The organism is Acinetobacter seifertii, assembly GCF_016064815.1.
Taxonomy (GTDB): Bacteria; Pseudomonadota; Gammaproteobacteria; order Pseudomonadales; family Moraxellaceae; genus Acinetobacter; species Acinetobacter seifertii.
On sequence record NZ_CP065820.1, the window covers coordinates 1,213,547 to 1,234,291 of the forward strand.

Consider the following 20,745-nt stretch of genomic DNA (forward strand, 5'->3'; position numbering starts at 1 on the left):
ATTTCTCACAGTCAAAAACGCTCATTTTTGGAAAAACCAGTGCATGTAAAATAGACTGTTAAAACAATTATGAAATATGTGTATTTGATTGAAGATATTGCTTAATCTGATTTGGATGAAGTGGGCGACTAAAGAAATAGCCTTGTAAAAAATCACATTGTTGTTTTTGTAGATAAATAACTTGCTCTTCGGTTTCAACACCTTCAGCCACCAGTTTTAACCCCATACTTTTGCCCATCGCAATCATGGCATTGACAATAGCTTCTTGTTTTTGATCGCCGATTTTTGAAATAAAGGCCCGATCAATTTTTAAAACATCGATTGGATATTCTGTCAGGTAAGCTAAAGATGAATAGCCTGTACCAAAGTCATCGAGTGCAATCGAAATATTGCGTTCTTTAATTGAATGCAATAATTTTTTCACATTATCAGTATTGTCTAATAAAGCCGATTCAGTAATTTCGAGTTCTAGATTTGATCCATCGAGTTGATATTTCTCTAAAACTTCATCTAAATCATTCAGTAAAAGTCCACGATGAATTTGTTGGGCAACAATATTTACAGAGACTTGAATATCTGAATAACCTGAGTTTTTCCACTCTTGTAATTGTTTGCCAACCTTATCTAAAACCACTTTACCAATATCGGAAATAAGGCTACTACGTTCGGCAAAAGGAATGAACATATTCGGCATGACTAATTCCTTGTCAGGATGTTGCCAGCGAATTAAGGCTTCAAAACCTTTAACAGATTTGTCATTTAAATTAATTTTTGGTTGGTAATAAACAATAAATTCATCATTTTGGATAGCTTTGCGTAATTCTTGCTCTAAATCTGCGGTTTTATACGGATTGCTTGCTTTATTGAAATAGTAGCAAATGGTGTTACCACCTAAACGTTTTGCTTCAGATAGTGCTTGTTCGGCATGGTTATTGAGATGGTCAATTTGTCTACCATGCTCTGGAAAGCAGGCAACTCCAATAGAGGCGGTAATAAAATACTCTTGTTGATCAATATAAAATGGAGCATTTAATGCTTGTAAAATATTTTGGCAATATTGCTCAATATTAGGATGAATTGGTGATATTTCATAAATAATTGCAAAATCATCACCATTTAAGTAAGCCACTAAAATGGCATTAATGTTGGTGAGGCGTAGACGCTGTGCAAACTGTTTTAGTAATTCATCACCACTATCATTATTTAAAAACTCATTAAATGCTCTAAACCTATCAATATTAATGCGTATTAATGCAAGATTTTTAAAGCTATAAGATGGATTAATTAAATACTGGTGTAATTGATTGTAATAATAAAAACGATTAGGGAGATGAGTTAAGCTGTCATAATTTTTTAAATAAGATAAATGTTGCTCTTGTCGCTTTTGTTCGGTTAAATCACGTGCAAAACCAATATAATTAATAACTTGATTATGTTCATCTTTCACAGCATTAATATGGAGCCATAAGTGAACACTTTTACCTGATACAAACTTTTCATCAAATTGACCCATATATTCGCCAGTTTTAAGTAGTTGCTGGGTAATGGAGTCATGAAATTCTTGTTGCTGTAATTTCTGATTTATTGTGATATTGAATAGTTGTTGATTTAACAATTCAGACTTAGAGAAACCAGTTAATTTTTCATAATAGGGATTAACATCAATATAATTCAGTTTATCATCTAAAATAAAAATTCCTTCTGCTGCTTGTTCAAGCACAATAGCGCAAAGTCTCAAATGTTCTTGATCTTTTTTTTCTTGATGAATATCTCTGGTCATTCCCACCATACGTAAAGCTTTATTAGTTTTAGGGTCACGGCTAATGACACGACCTACATCGTGAATCCAGCGCCAAGAACCATTACGCCGTAGAATACGAAAGGTAATATTGAAGTGATCAGATTTTCCATCTAAATGCTCTTTTAAACGCTCATCAAATAACTTTCGATCATTAGGATGGATACGTTCTAAAATTGTATTGAGGTGTAAAGATGTACTTTGAGTCTGCTTTTGTCGATCAAAAAAAGTAATTTCTAATTTTTGTTTTTCAATGTCCCAATCCCACGGACGAATACCAGCAGTTTCATGAGCAAATGCCAAATTATGATGATGGCTTTCAAGCTTCTCATTCATTTTGGTTAAATCATAGGTTCTTTCACGTACTTTCTGTTCGAGCAAATGATTATTAAATTGAAGCTGTGCTTCAATATCTTTTGATTTATTTACTTCTTGTTGAAGTTGTATACATAATTCTTCAGCCCATTGCGTATGTTGTTCCGCAACTTGTACGAGTTGTTTATTTTTAAATAGGAGCTGAGAAATTTTTTGGTAGTTGCGTTGAGTTGCGTAAGCACAAAGTAGGGTAGCTAAGAAGGCTAAATTATACGCAAAGTAAAAGGGGAGTTGCGATGTCTGTACATGTGTAAACTGGCTAATAATAAGCGGAACAGTACTTGGAATAAAAAGTAAATAAAAATATCGGGGTTGCTGAGTTAGAAAGGTAAGACCGATAATATGAGATGAACTAATAAATAGTCCAATTAGAATATGAACATCAGAGATAGATATAATTGTAGAAGGAAGGGAGAAATGCAGAACGATTATATTCACTCCCATTAATATCCCTGATACCAAACAAATAGCTTGTAGTGTTAAATCAGTTTTTCTAATGAAATTAATGTCACGATAACGTGTTAAAAACTTTGGGATGAATAATAGGCAACCAAGACATAAAATAGTGAAACCAATTGACCAAATAAAATTTGTGATGTAAGAAGTAAAGTAACAAGTGAAAATAATGGCCGAAATTAGACAAAGTAATATTAAGCTAATCAGATACAAGCGAATATATTGAATTGAGAGTCGGAGCTGCTCAATCCTTGTTTGATGCTGTAAATATTCTTCCTGAAGGCCAGACATAAGATTTTTCTATCCTATTTTTTTACATTTATACAGAAAGAATCTGATTTATCAGTGGAAAAGAATTTAAATTAATATTCATACATTAAAAGTAAGTTAACTTTAATTGTTGATTTAATCAATGTTCAATTAGCTTATATGGATAAAAACCGATAATTTAAAATAGATAATGCAACAACAGGCGCAGTTTCGGTGCGTAATACACGGTCTCCGATACACCAGTTCATAAATCCTGCTTGATTGGCCTGCGTAATTTCATTTTCGCTTAAACCACCTTCCGGACCAATTAAGAGAGCGAGTTCTGGTTGGATCCCTGCTAATACATCTTTTTGTTCTTTTTCAGGAGCCAAAACAAATTTGGATGCAGGAAGATCAGAAGATTTTAGCCATTCATGAAGAGGGACGGGTGCTAAAACTTCTGGGACAAAGTTAAGCCCGCATTGTTCACAGGCTGCAATTGCAACAGCTTGCCAATGATCTAATTTTTTTTGGTCGCGGTCGTATTTTAAACGCATTTCACAGCGTTCACTGGTTAAAAGCTGAATTTTGCTTACACCAAGTTCGGTAGCTTTCTGAATGGCATAATCCATTCGGTCGCCTTTACTCATGACCTGACCAAGAATAGCTTTAAAAGGGGCATTACGGTTGGCAGGATTAAAATTCTCAATGGCGACAAATGCATTTTTTTTATTAATTTCGGTGAGTGTCGCAAGATATTCACCACCTTGTCCATTAAATAGAGTCGCTTGTTCTTGTAGTTGTGCGCGTAAAACACGCACCCAATGATGAAATACCGATTCAGTCAGTTGAATTGTTGAGCCAACTGTAAGTTCAGTTTCGATAAAAAAACGATTCATTGGGTACGCCTTACAAAATTAATTTAAACCAAGATCAACAACAAGTTGACGGGTTGGTTCAACTTGATTCATTGAATAGAAGTGTAAGCTTGGTGCGCCACCTGCAATCAGGCGCTCGCATAGCTTAACAACAACTTCATGACCGAAAGCTTTAATACTTTCACTGTCATCGCCATAGGCTTGTAACTGCTTACGGATCCAACGAGGAATTTCAGCACCAGTACCATCTGCAAAGCGAATTAAGTTGCTTGCATTGGTAATTGGCATAATACCAGGAGCCACTGGAATGTTAATTCCTGCACTCTCCAAGCGCTCTATAAAGTAAAAGTACGAATCTGGATTAAAAAAGAATTGGGTAATTCCTGCATTAGCACCAGCTTGTACTTTTTCAATAAAACGTTGAATATCTGAATCAAGATTTTCAGCTTGAGGATGCATTTCTGGATAAGCTGCAACTTCAATATGGAAATGATCACCTGAGTGCTCACGAATAAAACGTACTAAATCTTGAGCATAAGGAAGCTCGCCAAGTCCAACCTGACCAGATGGTAAGTCGCCACGTAAAGCGACAATACGGTCAATACCTTGTGTCTTGTATAAATCGAGTAGTTCAGCAATACGCGCTTTATCATCACCAATACAAGAAAGGTGAGGGGCAACAGGTGTACCTTTGCCATTGAAATCATCAATAGCAGCAAGCGTGCGTTCGCGAGTAGAGCCACCAGCTCCATAAGTAATCGAGAAAAACTCAGGGTTTAATAGCTGTAGTTCTTGGTGAACAATACGAAGTTTTTCAGCACCGGCATCAGTTTTTGGCGGGAAAAACTCAAAAGAAATAGGTGTACGTTTAGTCATGTCAAATCCTTGTAAACAGCGAAACATTTTAGAAAAAAGGGCAGTCGGTTCACCGTCTGCCCTTAAGTTCTTAGTATTTGTAAGCGTCAGACTTGAATGGTCCCTCAACAGCAACGCCTAAGTAATCGGCTTGCTTTTGAGTTAACTGAGTAAGTACACCACCGAAACCGGTAACCATTGCCGCAGCAACTTCTTCGTCAAGTTTCTTAGGAAGAACTTCTACACGGATTTTTGCAGCTTTTTCGTTTGCAGGAAGGTCAGCAAATTTCTCTTGGAATAAGTGAATTTGACCTAAAACTTGGTTAGCAAAAGAACCGTCCATCACGCGTGATGGGTGACCAGTTGCATTACCTAGGTTTACAAGGCGACCTTCAGAGAGAAGGATAAGATAGTTATTTTCGTCTTCTGAACGATAAACTTGGTGAACTTGTGGCTTAACTTCAACCCACTTGTAACCACGTAAATAAGCTGTGTCGATTTCTGTATCGAAGTGACCGATGTTACATACAACTGCACCAGCTTTTAAGCTATCTAACATTGCAGCATCACATACGTGGTAGTTACCAGTAGTCGTTACAACAAGGTCAGTGTTGCCAAGGAGGTCTTGGTTAACATCTTCTGTTTTACCTGTTTGTACGCCATTTTTGTATGGAGATACAACTTCATAGCCATCCATACATGCTTGCATTGCACAAATCGGGTCAACTTCTGTTACACGAACAATCATGCCTTCTTGACGTAAAGATTGAGCAGAACCTTTACCTACGTCACCGTAACCGATCACAAGCGCACGGCGGCCAGATAACAACATATCTGTAGCACGTTTGATTGCATCATTTAATGAGTGACGGCAGCCATATTTGTTGTCGTTTTTAGACTTAGTAACTGAGTCATTTACGTTAATTGCAGGTACTTTCAAAGAACCGTCTTTCCACATTTCGATAAGACGTTGAACACCTGTGGTTGTTTCTTCGGTAATACCGTGAATACGTTCTAAAAGAGCAGGGTATTTTTCATGAACAAGAGCAGTTAAGTCACCGCCATCGTCCAAAATCATGTTGGCATCCCAAGGTTGACCATTTACATTGATTTGTTGTTCTAAGCACCATACATATTCTTCTTCAGTTTCACCTTTCCAAGCAAAAACTGGAATACCGCGAGCAGCAATTGCAGCAGCAGCGTGGTCTTGAGTAGAGAAAATGTTACATGATGTCCAGCGAACTTCAGCACCTAATTCAACAAGCGTTTCAATAAGAACCGCTGTTTGAATGGTCATGTGAATACAACCAAGAATTTTTGCGCCAGCAAGTGGTTTAGATGCTGCATAGCGTTTACGTAAGCCAATCAAAGCTGGCATTTCTGCTTCAGCAAGTTTGATTTCTTTACGACCGTAATCAGCAAGTGAAATGTCAGCAACTTTGTAATCTGTAAATGAAGCATTAACCGCGTTCATCAGGATCTCCTAGGAAAAAATAGTATTGATCATTCTGTTCGCGGATGCCGTTGTTGGTTAAAACGAGTGTTTAACCGATCGTCGAGCCTGGCAAATTGATCTTTAGTGCCGATCATTTGTCGCAGCATCCCTCGACTAGCGAAACATTGTACTTGGAAAAGCTTTTAGTGCCAATCCAGTTTTGTTTATTATCTGCTTAATTACGACTTTAGATTTAAATTATGGCCTTAAATATTCCCGAATCTTTGGCAAACCTCGAGGCAAATAGTGGTGTTTTTGCAGTTTGGATGGTGCTAAAGCATTATGGGGTTCAAGTTGATGTTGCTGAGTTAATTAAAGTTTGCCGATATGAGCAAGATGGTACCTATACCATTGCTTTAGTTGTTGCTTTAAAAAAGTTTGGCTTTGATGTTTCATTTTATTCAGATAAAGACCCTAACATTAGCCCCAGCGAACGTATGAGTTATAAAGAGGCAAAGGTGTTGAAAATACCGACAGGGCCTGCTTTAAGCTATCAAGACATTCAAGGCGCAATTCAAAATGGGCAAATGGTAATCGTGTACTACGACACTTTAGAAGGTGTTGGAAATCAGTCGCTCGTTTATTCTGTAGATTCAAACGAAATTTGCTTTTTCGATAGTTTTGAGCCGATGTCAGCAACAGTTTTTGAGAACCAGCGTAAAGCAGAAGGGATTTGTCGTCAGGCTATTGTAATTGGTGATCGTAATTTAAATATTTATTCGACTACATTAAATTAGGTCAAAGTGAGCCAGTAGAGTGCTGGCTCAGATTGAAGTTACTGTTGTTGATATTCTTGAATGACTTCTAAAGCAGCACGAAAAGCTTCTTGAGTAGCAGGCGCGCCGCAATATGGTAGACTATGCAATAAAGTTTCTTGAATCTCTTCAACTGTACAACCATTGTTGAGTGCGCCACGAACATGGCCTTTAAGTTCAGTTGGCGATTTAAGTGCTGTGAGCATTGCTAAAGTAATTAATGAGCGATATTTACGTGGAAGCACACCTTCACGTTGCCAAGTTGATCCCCATGCATGTTCATTAATCCAGTCTTGTAAAGGTTGAGTAAAGGGTACGGTATTTTCTTGGGCACGTTTTACAAAAGCTTCTCCCATCACTTCTGTGCGTACTTTTAATCCATTTTCGTAATCTTGCTTAGACATTAATTTCTCCTAAAAATAAAAGCGTCGTGTGACGCTTTTATGGCTATTTATTAATTAATGCGAATCAAAAATGATTGCAATAGTGAATTGGTGGAGGCATTAGTCACACTATTTGATGAGGGTTTGACAAAGGTAGATCCTTATCGAGTTTTTCATCAAAAACATCGGTAAGCATGCTGTCAAATCGAATTGCGTTGTATTGCAATAATTGTTGAGCTTCGTTTTCAGAAATAAAGCCTTCTTTTATCGCTTGTGCAATATTCTCTTCAAAAGTAAGACCAGTAAACTTGCCTTTGGATTCAGCTTTCTTAAACTTATCCCAAAGCGGTTCAAGGGTTCTTAAAATCTGGAACGTGTGCTCTAGACGGCCAGTAACATCGTTAGGTTCAGTTGAATAGTACACATGGCGTTTGAGTTGCTCTCTAAACGGATGTTCTTCCATCATGAGTTCAGCAACTTGCTGTTTTAACTCATCATCAGGTTTTGCAATCACACGACCTAGCGGGAAACAAATCCATTTCACTAAGGCTGCTGGAAGCTTGGCTGGGAAGTTGTCAAATAATCCCCAAAATGCTTCCTGAATATTTAAGAACGCTTTTTGTAATGCTAGTTTTGCATGTAGTTGTTCAGCTTCAGTTTTTTGTCCAGCTTCATAAAATTTTAAAATTGCAGTGGCAATAAACAAGTATGCATGAATATCAGCTAAACGTCCTGAGAGCATTTCTTTGCGTTTTAAATCCCCTGCAAGTAAACCTAGTGACATATCAGAAACAAGGGCGAAGTTGGCACTAAAACGGTTAATGGTTTTATAGTAACTTGCCGTGAATTGATCTGATGATTGAGGTGCATCACTTGAACCACCTGTCCAACCATAAGCAAATGATTTTGCGCCGCGATTAAAGGTATACGCTAAGTGTTTAAATAATAGGTCATCGAATTTTTGAACTGCATTGGCTTTGTCTTCAGACTGAAGTAATTGCAATTCTTCAAAAAGATAAGGGTGACAGCGCATTGAACCCTGACCAAAAATCATGAGTGAGCGGGTTAAAATGTTTGCACCTTCGACTGTAATTGCAATCGGGATGGCTTGATAGGTAAGGGCAAGGAAGTTACGAGGCCCAAGCTGAATACCACGTCCACCGGCAATATCCATACCGTGATTAATGACTTTACGCATAGTTTCTGTTGCATAGTATTTTGCCATGGCAGTCATCACGGCAGGAGTTCCGCCTTGATTTAGGCCACATGTTACTAAATAACGGAATGCTTCAAGCATATAGGCATCACTGGCAATTTCACTGCTTGCTTCTTGCACACCTTCAAATTTACCAACAGAAATATTGAACTGTTGACGAATTCTCGCAAAAGCACCTACGGTTAAATAGCTCATTTCACCTGCGGCTGTAGCTAATGCTGGAAGGGAAATACCACGCCCAACACCTAAACACTCCATCAGCATGCGCCAGCCTTTACCCGCATTTTCTTGTCCACCGATAATCCAGTCGATAGGAATGAAAACATCTTCACCCTCAACTGTTCCATTCATAAATGGAGAGCCAGGATAATGGCGCGCTCCTATTTTTACACCAGCATGGCTTGCAGGAATAAGTGCACAGGTAATACCGTATTCGGTTTTATTTTTATCGCCGAGTAGACCTTCAGGATCATAAAGCTTAAATGCTAAGCCAACTACTGTGGCAATCGGAGCAAGTGTAATCCAGCGTTTAGAGAAATTCATACGCAGACCAAGGACTTGAGCGCCTTCATATTCGCCGTAGCACACCACACCCGAATCTGGAATGGCACCAGCATCTGAACCAGCTTCAGGACTTGTTAAACCAAAGCATGGAATTTCTTCACCTTTGGCAAGACCCGGTAGATATTGCTGCTTTTGTGCATCCGTACCGTAGTGCATGAGTAGCTCACCGGGTCCCAGTGAGTTAGGAACCATACAGCTCACTGCTGCAGTTAAAGAGCGTGATGCAATTTTGCTCATAATACGGCTTTGAGCAAATGAGCTAAACTCTTTACCACCAAATGATTTTGGAGTAATCAGGCCTAAAAAACCTTTATCTTTAATGAACTGCCAAACTTCAGGTGGAAGGTCTTTTAATTGGTGATGAATTTCCCATTCATTTAGCATGCTGCATAGCACTTCAACTTCATTATCAATAAAACTTTGTTCTTCTGATGAAAGTGTAGGGTAAGGATACTTCTCAAATTGCGACCAATCTGGAGCACCCATAAATAATTCTTTTTCCCACCAACTTGTTCCTGCTTCTAAAGCCTCTTGTTCAGTGGTACTGATGCTCGGCATTGAGTTTGCCAGAGTTTTATAAGCAGGTTTTGTAATTAAACTAAACCGTAAAGGCTTAAACAAAATAATAATGCTAAGAGCAATAAGAGGAATCCCTAAAAGCAGTGACCATGGCGTTAAAATGAGTGCAGTAAGGATGGCTACAGCAATCGTAATAACACTACCAATGACTCTATTTAGGTTAAAAAAGAAAATTGCCCATATTGCAATAAGCTGAATGACAATACTTAAAACAAAGAGTAGGAAAATCATACTTGCTCCTTGCTAGATAAGCCCTCAAGTTAGACGTTACAAAAGGCGAGGAGAGATTTAAGGCTTAACTAGCTCATTTTTAATGCTGTTTAAATTTGATTTTTTATGTCGCAATTGATCTATATGCTAGAGCAGGGATATATCGTACTTTTAGGTATAAGATATTTTTGAGTGAAAGTGTAATAGCTTGTTTTATCTATTTGTCAAGAAATGTTATTGATTTTCTTATACAAATAAAAAGCCCTCAGTATTAGAGGGCTTTTTATAGAAATTTAATTTTTAAGCTTCGACGACTTGAACAGCGATTTTTTTAGCTGGATCTACTTTACGACGAACTTCTGGTACTGGCTCACCGTGGTATTGACGGTCAGCAAAGTAACTCGAACGAACCATTGGCGCAGACCAGATATTTCTAAAACCAAGTTTACGGCCATGCTCTGCATAACGCTCAAACTCTTCTGGTGTTACAAAGCGGTCAATTGGTGCGTGTTGTTTTGAAGGTTGTAAGTATTGACCAATAGTCACATAGTCGACATCGTGAGCACGTAAGTCATCAAGTAATGCAATGACTTCTTCTTCAGTTTCACCAATACCTACCATCAAACCACATTTGGTTGGGATGTCAGGGCAGTATTCTTTAAACATTTTCAATAAGTTTAAAGAATGTTGGTAATCTGAACCTGGACGCATCGCTTTATAGAGACGAGGTACAGTCTCAATATTATGGTTGAAAACATCTGGCGGACATTCAGTCATAATGCGTAAAGCAATATCCATACGTCCACGGAAGTCTGGAACTAAAATTTCAAGTAATGTGCTTGGACTAAGCGTACGAGCTTCCTTAATACAGTCCACAAAATGTTGTGCACCGCCGTCAAGTAAGTCATCACGGTCAACCGAAGTAATTACTGCATATTTGAGTTTAAGATTGGCAATAGTCTCTGCCATGTGACGAGGTTCATCAGGGTCTAATGCATTTGGACGACCATGTGCGACATCACAGAACGGGCAACGACGTGTACAAATATCACCCATAATCATGAATGTTGCTGTACCACCACCAAAGCATTCTGGTAGGTTAGGACAAGCTGCTTCTTCACAAACGGTATGGAGTTTTTGAGCACGTAAAGTGGTTTTAATACGCTGAACTTCTTCTGGTGCCGTCATCTTGACACGAATCCAGTCAGGTTTACGCGGCACTTCAACCGTAGGTACAACTTTTACAGGAATTCTTGCGACTTTTTCTGCGCCACGAAGTTTTACACCCTGTTCAGGTTTACGGTGTTCTGACATATTTAACTTTTCCACTCGTTTATAGAGACATTGACATTGACATTGTATTATAGCCGAGTTCTTTGGTTAATAGCGGAAAATAACTATTCATATAATAAATGTGGTTATTCAGAAATATAGGGTTGAGAAATACATAAATTCACCGCATATTAGTCATAATCTATTATAAAATATGGTCATTCAAGAGAGGAAGGAGCTTTCAATGCCACGTAAAAAAGAGGTCGTTAGTGGGAATTTCGTTAAGTACGATGCGGTAGTTCTCGGTTCTGGACCTGCAGGTGAAGGCGCGGCAATGAAGCTTGCAAAAGCGGGTAAGCGTGTTGCAATAGTAGATGTGCGTGATCAACTGGGTGGTAACTGTGCTCACGTAGGGACTATTCCAAGTAAAGCATTACGTCAAACAGTTTCTAGTATTATTCGCTATCAACGTGACCCGATGTTTCAAAAAGTAGGTGAATGGAAACAGTTCACCATGAAACAGGTGTTGCGTAATGCTCACAAAGTGATTCAACAACAGGTTGATACACATACACGTTTTTATGACCGCAACAAAATCGGTGTATTTCATGGCCGTGCATATATTCAAGATAAAAATACAGTTTTAGTTTTTAGCCATGAAGGCATTAAAGAAACAATCATCTGTAAGCAAATCGTGATTGCGACAGGTAGTCGTCCTTATCATCCACAAGGTCTCGACTTTGACCATCCTCGTGTATTTGATTCAGATAAAATTCTTGATCTTGATTACTCAATTCAAAAAATCATTATTTACGGTGCAGGCGTTATTGGCTGTGAATATGCTTCGATCTTTATTGGTTTAGATCATAAAGTTGACTTGATTAATACTCAGCAAAAACTCTTAAGCTATTTAGATGATGAAATTGCTGATGCTTTGTCTTATCACTTACGTGAACAAGGTGTGTTAATTCGTCACAACGAACAAATGGATCATCTTGAAACATTTGATGACCACGTTGTATTACATTTACAAAGTGGTAAAAAAATCAAAGCTGATGCAATCCTTTGGTGTAATGGCCGCTCAGGTAATACAGAAGGCTTAGGTCTTGAGAATGTTGGGTTAGTACCAAACAACCGTGGACAGCTTTCTGTAAATGATCAATACCAAACTGAAGTTGAAAATATCTATGCTGCTGGTGACGTAATCGGTTGGCCATCACTTGCTTCTGCTGCTTATGACCAAGGGCGCTGTGCTGGTGCAAACATGAGTGGTGAAGATGCGAAGCCAGTACGTGATATCCCAACGGGTATTTACACCATTCCGGAAATTTCATCTATTGGTAAAAATGAGCAAGAATTAACGGAAGAGAAAATTCCGTATGAAGTAGGTCAAGCTTCTTTCCGTCATTTGGCTCGTGCACAAATTACGGGTGATACAGTGGGTGAATTGAAGATTCTTTTCCATCGTGACACTTTAGAAATTTTAGGTATTCATTGTTTTGGTAATAACGCTGCCGAAATTATCCACATTGGGCAAGCAGTTATGCACAGCCCAAACAATACTTTGAAATATTTTGTCGAAACAACGTTTAACTATCCAACCATGGCTGAAGCCTACCGTGTAGCTGCACTTAACGGTATGAATCGCTTGTTTTGATTTTAAATAATTTCTCAATAAAAAAGCCCGCAAATTTGCGGGCTTTTTTATTTTCATTAGACCATACGATTTTTATATTTTTATGACAATGTACAGAGTGATTTCAGCGCCTCATCTTTCTAGTGTGCACAAAATGCTTGATTAAAATATTCAAATAAATCAGGTGTCTGTTTCCATAAAATGATGGAAAGAACTAGAAGAGCTACAATGAAGAAACTCATAATTGTTTTCAAAAGTAAGGCATTATACGTCATGAATAACAGCCTCCTCATTTACAAAGAAATGTACAATTACCCCTAATATACTCAAAGCTATTGAACATAGCCAAATTGCATTGTAATTACCTGTTAAGTCATGGTTAACACCGCCAAGCCAACCGCCAAAGAAAGAACCAACTTGATGAGTGAAAAATACAATACCGCTCAGCATTGAAAGATATTTAACACCAAACATATTCGCGACAATGCCATTGGTGAGTGGAACAGTAGAGAGCCATAGAAGCCCCATAACGACGCCAAAAGCATATACTGTATAAGTGCTTAAAGGTAATAGTAGAAAGGCAATGATTGCGATGCCGCGGCTACCATAAAGTGCCATTAATAATTTAGGTTTTGAGAAACGATCTCCCAGCCAACCCGCCCCATAAGTTCCCACAATATTAAATAAGCCGATTAAAGCTAGAAACATTGTACCTGTCGCCGCATCAAAGCCGTGGTCGATTAAATAGCCTGGCAAATGTACCCCTAAAAATACAACTTGGAACCCGCATACTAAAAACCCTAAAGCTAACCACCAAAAAGGTTTGTGTTTTCTGGCAATATTCAGTACTTGTTTAAATGTGAGTTGAGTTTGAATGAGTGCCTTAGGTGGTTGATAAGCTGGAGCTTTAAGCATCAATGCCAGAGGAATAATTAGAGCAATAAGGAGAGCACTCACCATTAAAGCTGCGGACCATCCTACTGTTTTAAGTAAGAGAAGGGTGGAAGGCAGCATAATAAACTGACCAAAAGAACCTGCCGCACTGGCAATACCCATTGCCATACTTCTTTTTTCTGGTGGAGCAGCTCGGCCTACGGCACTCAGTAAAACCGTAAAAGAGGTTGCTGATAAAGCTAAACCAATAATAAGACCTAAGCTTAAATTTAAAATGAGTACACTGGAACTAAAAGCCATTAAGAGTAAGCCAAGGGCATAAAGTAATCCGCCAACAGCAACCACAATTTTACTGCCATATTTATCTGCGATCGCACCGGTAAAAGGCTGCACAGCTCCCCATATTAAATTTTGCATCGCGATTGCAAGACTAAAAACATGTTGCCCCCAACCAAAATCATGACTCATTGGAACTAAATAAAGGCCGAAACCGTGACGAACACCTAATGAAAGAGCCAAGATAAGAGCGCTACCAATTAACATGTATATAAGTGGCTGTGAGAACTGATTGCCTGTTTTAGTCATTGTGATTGGAAAATTATAGGAAAGTGATGAGTTATTGTAGAAGATGTATCGAAAGATATCGATATAGATGGTGGGAATATTTAAGAAAAATTAAAAGGTAACAACGCTACTCTCTTTATAACAAAAGCAAACCAGCAGAAATCATTTTGATTTCTGCTGGTTATAAAAAAATTAAGTTGCAGAATTACGCTCAAGTAGCGCTTGTTCAAAAAGGACTTGTTCTTTTTCTTTGTGTTCGGTTGTGAAGCGAATCAAAATCACGCTACAACCCGCAACCATAACCAGTCCACCTAAAATAAATAAGCAAGTTTGAATATCAAGTACACCTTTTAATAAAAAGCCAGCTGCAACTGCACCTGCATTACCACCCGCACCAATAATTCCTGCTACACCGCCTAATGCATTACGGTCAATAAATGGTACAAGAGCATATGTTGCGCCGCAGGCCATGTGTGTAAATAGTGCAAAAATAGTCATTGAAAGAATAGCGAGAGCGACACCATTCATTTGAGAGAAGAGAATTAAGAATAAACCTTCGCCTAAAATCATGATTACAAGTACTTTCGTGCGTCCATCTAGTCCTTTAGTAAGTGCGACTTTATCGGAAATAATGCCCCCTAGTGCACGTGCAAATAATGCAAGAAGACCAAATATTCCTGCCGTTAAACCTGCAGTTTTTAAATCCATTTTGAATTGATCAACATAGTACATGGCTGCTACGTTATGAATAAAAATTTCGATACCAAAGCATGCACCATAAGCCAGAAATAAAATCCAGACACGGTAGTTACGCGCAGCTTGCATTAAAATTGCCATACCGCCTTTTTTGCCGCTGCCAACATCAATGCCTTGTGCACGAACTTCTTTAAAATCACCTTGAGGACAATCTTGAGTTAACTTCCAGTAAAGGACTCCCACAATCACCATCATCACACCCGGTACGATAAGAGCAATACGCCAACCCATAGTCTGTTCAACACCAAACATGACAATTGCACCGAGTAATAAAGGCATTAAAGCTTGAGTTGCACCCCCACCAGCATTACCCCAACCAGCCGCTGCTGCATTTGCTGTACCTACAACGTTAGGTGCAAACATAATACTTGTATGATATTGCGTAATGACAAAGCTCGCGCCAATTGCACCAATCAGCAAGCGGAAGAATAGAAAAGATTCATAACTGTTAGCAGCAGCGACACCAAATACCGGAATACTGCCGAGTAAGAGTAGGGCTGTATAGGTAATTCGTGGACCATATTTATCACAAAGTGGTCCAACAGCGAGTCGTACTAAAATCGTAATCGCAACGGCGGCAATATTAATATTGGCAATTTGATCTTTTGTTAAGCCAAATTCGCCTTTAATAACAGGCATTAATGGAGCGCAGGCAAACCATGCGAAGAAGCAGACAAAGAACGCGAGCCAAGACATGTGAAAGGCACGCATGGCTGGAGTTGAGAAACTAAATAATTTAATCTCAGTTGCTTTTTTTGCATCTAGATTGATATTTGAAGACATACGCCGTCCCCCTGAACTGAACGAAATTTTAATTTGCATGACAAAATGAATTGTCTATCTGCATACCGATCAGAGCGGACGTCATTGGCCGTCTTGGTTTATCCATTGAATCGCCATTGATTCATCATGATATAAATAAAGCAAAGGACGTGCCAAAAAATAATTTTTACTAAAAGGAAAATCTTAGTTTTTAATTTTATTAAATTAGTTAGAGGCTAAGAAAATGAATCATAAAATAAGCATGAAATGAAAAAAGCTAATAAGAATGATAGAAGCTAAATTTTGCTATAGCATTCATAAAAAGTGCTCATTTTTTTAGCATATTGATTTAAAAAGAAGCAGGATTAATCTGCCTAATAAAAAAGCTATAAAAGCTTCAGTAAAGCTTTTATAGCTTGAGTGTTTTAAAAATTAGAAGCGATAACCTACACCTACATAGGTAATGAGTGGATCAATATCAATTTTGGTATTCGCTTTAATGAGCTCTTTACCTGTATTTTGGTCAGTAACATAAATCTTTGCTTCATTATTCATTTTCGAATAAGAAACGGAACCAACGGCAAACCAGTTCGGGTTGAAGTCATACGTTGCACCGACAGTAACAATAGGTGCAAAAGTATCGGTCGCTTCTAACTTCACAATAGGATTTGCTGAAGATGTTTTACCGTCTAATGCTGCGCCAGCTTTACCATCATGAATATTTTGAATCATATGACCAGCTTTAATTAAATCTGACTCAATCCCTGAATTCATTTTTAAGTCATTGAAATAGGCATACATGACGCCCGCACCTACATATGGGCGGAATTTATTCACTCCTGATTTACCAAACTGATAGTGCAGTTCTACAGCAGGTAACCAAGCACGTGCTGTAGCTGCTTTATCACCTTGCGTAAGATCGGTGATATGAATATCTTCTTTTAGACCGATTGAACCAAGAGCTGTGTTTGCTGAACCAGATAATGGTGCATAAATATTTCCTTTACCTTTTATATCTACCTTTGGAGGAACGCCAGCTTTAATTTCCAGAGATAAATTATCTGTAAAATTATAATTTGCCATGATACCCAGAGTATCAACACTTTGAGCTTCTAAGCCCGTACCTTCACTTTGCCAATTCGATAACCCATTTACTGTTGCAGTACCTGTAAGAATGGATGGTAATGTATCTGTAGGTAGAATTTTAATTGCATCGTATAAGAGGGGATTGGAACTTCGATCCGCCGCATTTAAGACAGATTGTTTTGATACAGAACCTACTTTAGAGCTGGTTCCTTCAGCGACACTGGTATTAATGTTGACTGGATTTGCGCTTCCTTGTGGCATTGCATGTAACCAGCCGGCAGAGACTGAAAAGCGTTTAAAACCATCACCATCTTTTAAGCTAAAATATGGAGAAGCGGCGAAAGTGACTGTTGGCAGAGCAAAAAAGGCAGCTGTCATACAAAATAATGACTTTTTCATCATAAAGGACTCCATGTCCGACATTTGTTTACTGATTTTTATTGAGCCCACCTTAGCGCGTTTTATTAAATCGATTGTTTAATAAAAATTAATAATTGTAATTTTTTTGAAATATTTGTTTATATTTGGAAAGAATTATTAATAAAAAATACAAAATAAAAAACAAAAGGCTACTCAAAGTAGCCTTTTGTTAATGTTTATTAAATTATTAGTTGAAGCGAGAAAGGTCTTCTTCAGGACGAGCTGTCAATACTTCGATACCTGTTTGAGTCACTAAAATAGTGTGTTCATATTGAGCAGAAAGTTTATGGTCTTTAGTTACAACAGTCCATTTGTCACCAAGCAATTTAGTTTGCCAAACACCAGCATTGACCATTGGCTCAATCGTAAAGGTCATACCTGCTTCTAAGCGCATACCAGTACCAGCTTGGCCATAATGCAACACTTGAGGTTCGTCGTGGAAAACGGTACCAATACCATGACCACAATATTCACGTACTACGCTAAAACGTTCTGACTCAACATATTTCTGGATAGCATGGCCAATGTCACCTAGGTATGAACCGTCTTTAACTGTTGCCATTCCACGGTACATTGCTTCTTGAGCAACTTTACATAAACGGTTTGCCAAAATAGAAGTTTCACCTCCTACGACATACATCATGTTGGTGTCGCCGTGATAACCATCTTTAATTACGGTCACATCAATGTTAAGGATATCGCCGTTTTTTAAGATTTTATTTTCAGAAGGAATACCATGACACACGACATGGTTAACCGAAGTACAAATAGAATGTTGAAAAGCAGGGCGTCCTGGAGCACCACCATAACCCACACAAGCTGGAATGGCATGTTGTACATTTTCAATATGATTACGGCAAATGGTATCAAGTTCGAGGGTGCTTACACCGGCCTTAATATACGGCTTGATCATCTCTAGAACTTCAGCCGCCAGTCGTCCTGCAATGCGCATTTTTTCAATTTCATCTGGAGTTTTGATTAATCGACGTGGAGCTGTATAAGTACTGTTCATGATCTCTAAAAACTTTTGGTAATTTACAAGCGTCTATGGTATAAATAGCCGCCCATTTTATCAAATGCTTTTCGTGAATATCTTTTACGAAGATTTTTGATAGGTGGAGTAAAAAATCCGCACATATATCGTCACATTACTCTGGGTGCCCGTAAAAAGGTGGAGAATGCGGATATATGGAGGCCTAACCCAACTTTTAAGGTAAAGAAAATGGCAGATTACAACGTAAGCATGCGCGACCTTCTTCAAGCAGGTGCGCACTTTGGTCACCAAACTCGTTTCTGGAACCCAAAAATGCGTCAATACATTTTTGGCGCGCGCAACAAAATTCACATCATCAACCTTGAGCACACTGTTCCTGCGTTAAATGATGCTTTGAACTTCGCTAACCAATTAGCAAGCAAAAAGAATAAAGTTTTGTTCGTTGGTACAAAACGTGCTGCTTCTAACATCATCCGTGAACAAGCTCAACGCGCTGGTCAACCATATGTAGACCACCGTTGGTTAGGTGGTATGTTGACGAACTGGAAAACACTTCGCCAATCTATCAACCGTTTAAAAGATCTTCAAACTCAATCTCAAGACGGTACTTTTGCTAAGCTTACTAAACGTGAAGCTTTAGAACGTACTCGTGAGATGGAAAAACTTGAGCGTTCTTTAGGCGGCGTTAAAAACATGGGTGGTTTACCTGACGCATTATTTGTAATCGACGTTGATCACGAAGCGATTGCAATTAAAGAAGCTAAGAACTTAGGTATTCCTGTTATCGGTATCGTTGATACAAACTCTAACCCAGACAACGTTGATTACGTTATTCCTGGTAACGACGATGCGATCCGTGCAGTAACTTTATATGCTTCAGCTATGGCTGACGCAATTCTTGCTGGTAAAGAATACGCTCAATCTCAAGCGAACGCTCAAGCAAAAGGCGATGACGCTGCGAAAGACGCTTCTGAGGCTTAATGCGTTTTGACGCAGGCTTGTCATTTTTGCGACATGTAATGGTGGCAAATTAAGCGTCGAGAGTGCAAACGGCCCAGAGTTTCTTTGGGCCGTTTTTGTTGAAAAGATTTATTTTCTACCGATTTTAGGAGATCAACATGACTGCAATTACTGCAAGCATGGTAAAAGAATTACGTGACCGTACTGGTCTTGCAATGATGGAATGCAAAAAAGCATTAACAGAAGCGAACGGTGACATCGAACTTGCTATTGATAACCTTCGTAAATCTGGTCAAGCTAAAGCTGCTAAAAAAGCTGGCAACATTGCTGCTGACGGTGCAATCACTATCGTTCAAGACGGTAAGAAAGCGATCTTAGTTGAAGTAAACTGTCAAACTGACTTCGTTGCTAAAGACGAAAACTTCTCTAACTTTGCACACGCAGTTGCTGCTGCTGCTTTAGCTGCTGGCGAAACTGATGCTGCTAAAATCGCTGAATTAAAATTGGCTGATGGCCAATCAGTTGAAGAAGCTCGTATTGCGCTTGTTCAAAAAATCGGTGAAAACATCCAAGTTCGTCGCGCGAAAATCGTTGAAGGCGAAAACTTGGCTATCTACAAACACGGTTTAAAAATCGGTGTTGTAGTTTCTTACACAGGTGATGCTGACACTGGTAAAGGTATTGCAATGCACGTTGCTGCATTCAACCCAGTAGCAGTAAGCGCTGAAGCTGTTCCAGCTGACCTTATCGCTAAAGAGAAAGAAATTGCTGAAGCGAAAGCGTTAGAATCTGGTAAGCCAGCAAACATCGTTGAGAAAATGGTAACTGGTTCTGTTGAGAAATACTTAAACGAAGTTGCTCTTGACCGTCAAATGTACGTTATCGACAACGACAAAAAAGTTGCTGACGTATTAAAAGCGACTGCTACAACTGTTGCTAACTTCGTACGTTTTGAAGTTGGTGAAGGTATCGAGAAAAAAGCAGAAATGAGCTTCGCTGAAGAAGTTGCTGCTGCTCAAGCTGCTGCGAAGTAATTCGTATCACAATAAAAAAAGCCCCATTGGGGCTTTTTTTATCCCTATTGAAATCGGAATATAAAGATGACAAATAAAAAAAATCTAAGTATTGGCGGCATTATTGTCTTATTGATTGCTGCATATTTCGGTCTAGATTCATCTGGACATAAGAAGAATCAAACATCATCACCCACTCCCGTCACTCAGCATACTGAAACGGCGCTTTCAAATGATGGTGCGGATACCATAAAAACTGCTTATGATCGTAAACAAAGTAATGTTCAAGTGCAGGGAAGTGGTCGAGTAAAAGCAATTTTAAGAGAAGATAATGATGGGACAAGACATCAGAAATTTATTCTTGTATTAAAAAATGGTCTTTCAATTTTGGTCGCACATAATATTGATTTAGCACCAAAAATTGAAGATTTACACAAAGGGGATATTGTCGAATTTAATGGTGAATATGAATATAACGAAAAAGGTGGTGTATTGCATTGGACGCATCATGATCCACAAAATCGACATGAAAATGGTTGGCTAAAACATAATGGGCGTATTTACCAATAGAAAAC

The 20,745-nt window shown here is 38.6% G+C and carries 16 protein-coding genes; 5 read left to right on the top strand and 11 right to left on the bottom strand.

Annotation, left to right across the window (positions count from 1 at the left end):
• Window positions 1-67: 67 nt before the first annotated feature.
• The 4 genes from I8T81_RS05720 to ahcY all read right to left on the bottom strand — a co-directional run bounded on the left by I8T81_RS05720 (window position 68) and on the right by ahcY (window position 6,085).
• Window positions 68-2,920: a putative bifunctional diguanylate cyclase/phosphodiesterase gene (locus tag I8T81_RS05720; RefSeq protein ID WP_198072312.1), complete on the bottom strand. Its 2,853-nt coding sequence runs from the start codon at window positions 2,918-2,920 to the stop codon at window positions 68-70.
• Between the two features lie 134 nt (window positions 2,921-3,054).
• Complete coding sequence (locus I8T81_RS05725; protein ID WP_100191624.1) at window positions 3,055-3,777, bottom strand: 16S rRNA (uracil(1498)-N(3))-methyltransferase; 723 nt, start codon at window positions 3,775-3,777, stop codon at window positions 3,055-3,057.
• 18 nt (window positions 3,778-3,795) lie between these two features.
• Window positions 3,796-4,632, bottom strand: coding sequence for a methylenetetrahydrofolate reductase [NAD(P)H] (gene metF / locus I8T81_RS05730; protein ID WP_049065827.1), 837 nt, complete (start codon window positions 4,630-4,632; stop codon window positions 3,796-3,798).
• A gap of 70 nt (window positions 4,633-4,702) precedes the next feature.
• Complete coding sequence (ahcY, locus tag I8T81_RS05735) at window positions 4,703-6,085, bottom strand: adenosylhomocysteinase (RefSeq protein WP_198072313.1); 1,383 nt, start codon at window positions 6,083-6,085, stop codon at window positions 4,703-4,705.
• Between the two features lie 221 nt (window positions 6,086-6,306).
• Here ahcY and I8T81_RS05740 point away from each other — a divergent pair, with 221 nt between their 5' ends.
• Window positions 6,307-6,843, top strand: coding sequence for a cysteine peptidase family C39 domain-containing protein (locus tag I8T81_RS05740; RefSeq protein WP_198072314.1), 537 nt, complete (start codon window positions 6,307-6,309; stop codon window positions 6,841-6,843).
• Between the two features lie 38 nt (window positions 6,844-6,881).
• On the opposite strand, the gene I8T81_RS05745 is transcribed toward I8T81_RS05740, so the two are convergent.
• From I8T81_RS05745 to lipA, 3 genes are all read right to left on the bottom strand, one after another.
• On the bottom strand, window positions 6,882-7,265 hold the full coding sequence (locus tag I8T81_RS05745) for a carboxymuconolactone decarboxylase family protein (protein WP_000043121.1): 384 nt from the start codon (window positions 7,263-7,265) through the stop codon (window positions 6,882-6,884).
• A 103-nt stretch (window positions 7,266-7,368) separates the two neighbouring features.
• Window positions 7,369-9,834: an acyl-CoA dehydrogenase gene (locus I8T81_RS05750; protein WP_198072315.1), complete on the bottom strand. Its 2,466-nt coding sequence runs from the start codon at window positions 9,832-9,834 to the stop codon at window positions 7,369-7,371.
• A 279-nt stretch (window positions 9,835-10,113) separates the two neighbouring features.
• Window positions 10,114-11,127 carry a lipoyl synthase gene (lipA, locus tag I8T81_RS05755; RefSeq protein ID WP_198072316.1) on the bottom strand — a complete coding sequence of 338 codons (1,014 nt, stop codon included), beginning with the start codon at window positions 11,125-11,127 and terminating at the stop codon, window positions 10,114-10,116.
• Between the two features lie 202 nt (window positions 11,128-11,329).
• Here lipA and sthA point away from each other — a divergent pair, with 202 nt between their 5' ends.
• The gene (gene sthA / locus I8T81_RS05760) at window positions 11,330-12,742 is read left to right on the top strand and encodes a Si-specific NAD(P)(+) transhydrogenase (protein WP_004700414.1); all 1,413 of its coding nucleotides are present in this window, start codon (window positions 11,330-11,332) and stop codon (window positions 12,740-12,742) included.
• A 243-nt stretch (window positions 12,743-12,985) separates the two neighbouring features.
• Here the strand turns inward: sthA and I8T81_RS05765 are convergent, their stop codons facing one another.
• From I8T81_RS05765 to map, 4 genes are all read right to left on the bottom strand, one after another.
• A complete protein-coding gene (locus I8T81_RS05765; RefSeq protein ID WP_198072317.1) occupies window positions 12,986-14,200 on the bottom strand; it encodes an MFS transporter in 1,215 nt (404 codons plus the stop codon).
• Between the two features lie 171 nt (window positions 14,201-14,371).
• Complete coding sequence (locus tag I8T81_RS05770) at window positions 14,372-15,718, bottom strand: MFS transporter (protein ID WP_198072318.1); 1,347 nt, start codon at window positions 15,716-15,718, stop codon at window positions 14,372-14,374.
• 411 nt (window positions 15,719-16,129) lie between these two features.
• Window positions 16,130-17,185, bottom strand: a complete 1,056-nt coding sequence (locus I8T81_RS05775) for an OmpW/AlkL family protein (protein ID WP_198072319.1) — start codon at window positions 17,183-17,185, stop codon at window positions 16,130-16,132.
• 205 nt (window positions 17,186-17,390) lie between these two features.
• Entirely contained in the window at window positions 17,391-18,215 is an 825-nt protein-coding gene (gene map / locus I8T81_RS05780; protein WP_004700423.1) for a type I methionyl aminopeptidase, read from the bottom strand.
• 210 nt (window positions 18,216-18,425) lie between these two features.
• Between map and rpsB the strand changes: the two genes are divergently transcribed.
• The 3 genes from rpsB to I8T81_RS05795 all read left to right on the top strand — a co-directional run bounded on the left by rpsB (window position 18,426) and on the right by I8T81_RS05795 (window position 20,740).
• On the top strand, window positions 18,426-19,178 hold the full coding sequence (gene rpsB, locus I8T81_RS05785; RefSeq protein ID WP_001982118.1) for a 30S ribosomal protein S2: 753 nt from the start codon (window positions 18,426-18,428) through the stop codon (window positions 19,176-19,178).
• 137 nt (window positions 19,179-19,315) lie between these two features.
• Entirely contained in the window at window positions 19,316-20,191 is an 876-nt protein-coding gene (gene tsf, locus I8T81_RS05790) for a translation elongation factor Ts (RefSeq protein ID WP_198072320.1), read from the top strand.
• Window positions 20,192-20,257: 66 nt separating this feature from the next.
• On the top strand, window positions 20,258-20,740 hold the full coding sequence (locus I8T81_RS05795) for a DUF3465 domain-containing protein (RefSeq protein ID WP_198072321.1): 483 nt from the start codon (window positions 20,258-20,260) through the stop codon (window positions 20,738-20,740).
• The last annotated feature ends 5 nt before the right edge of the window (window positions 20,741-20,745 follow it).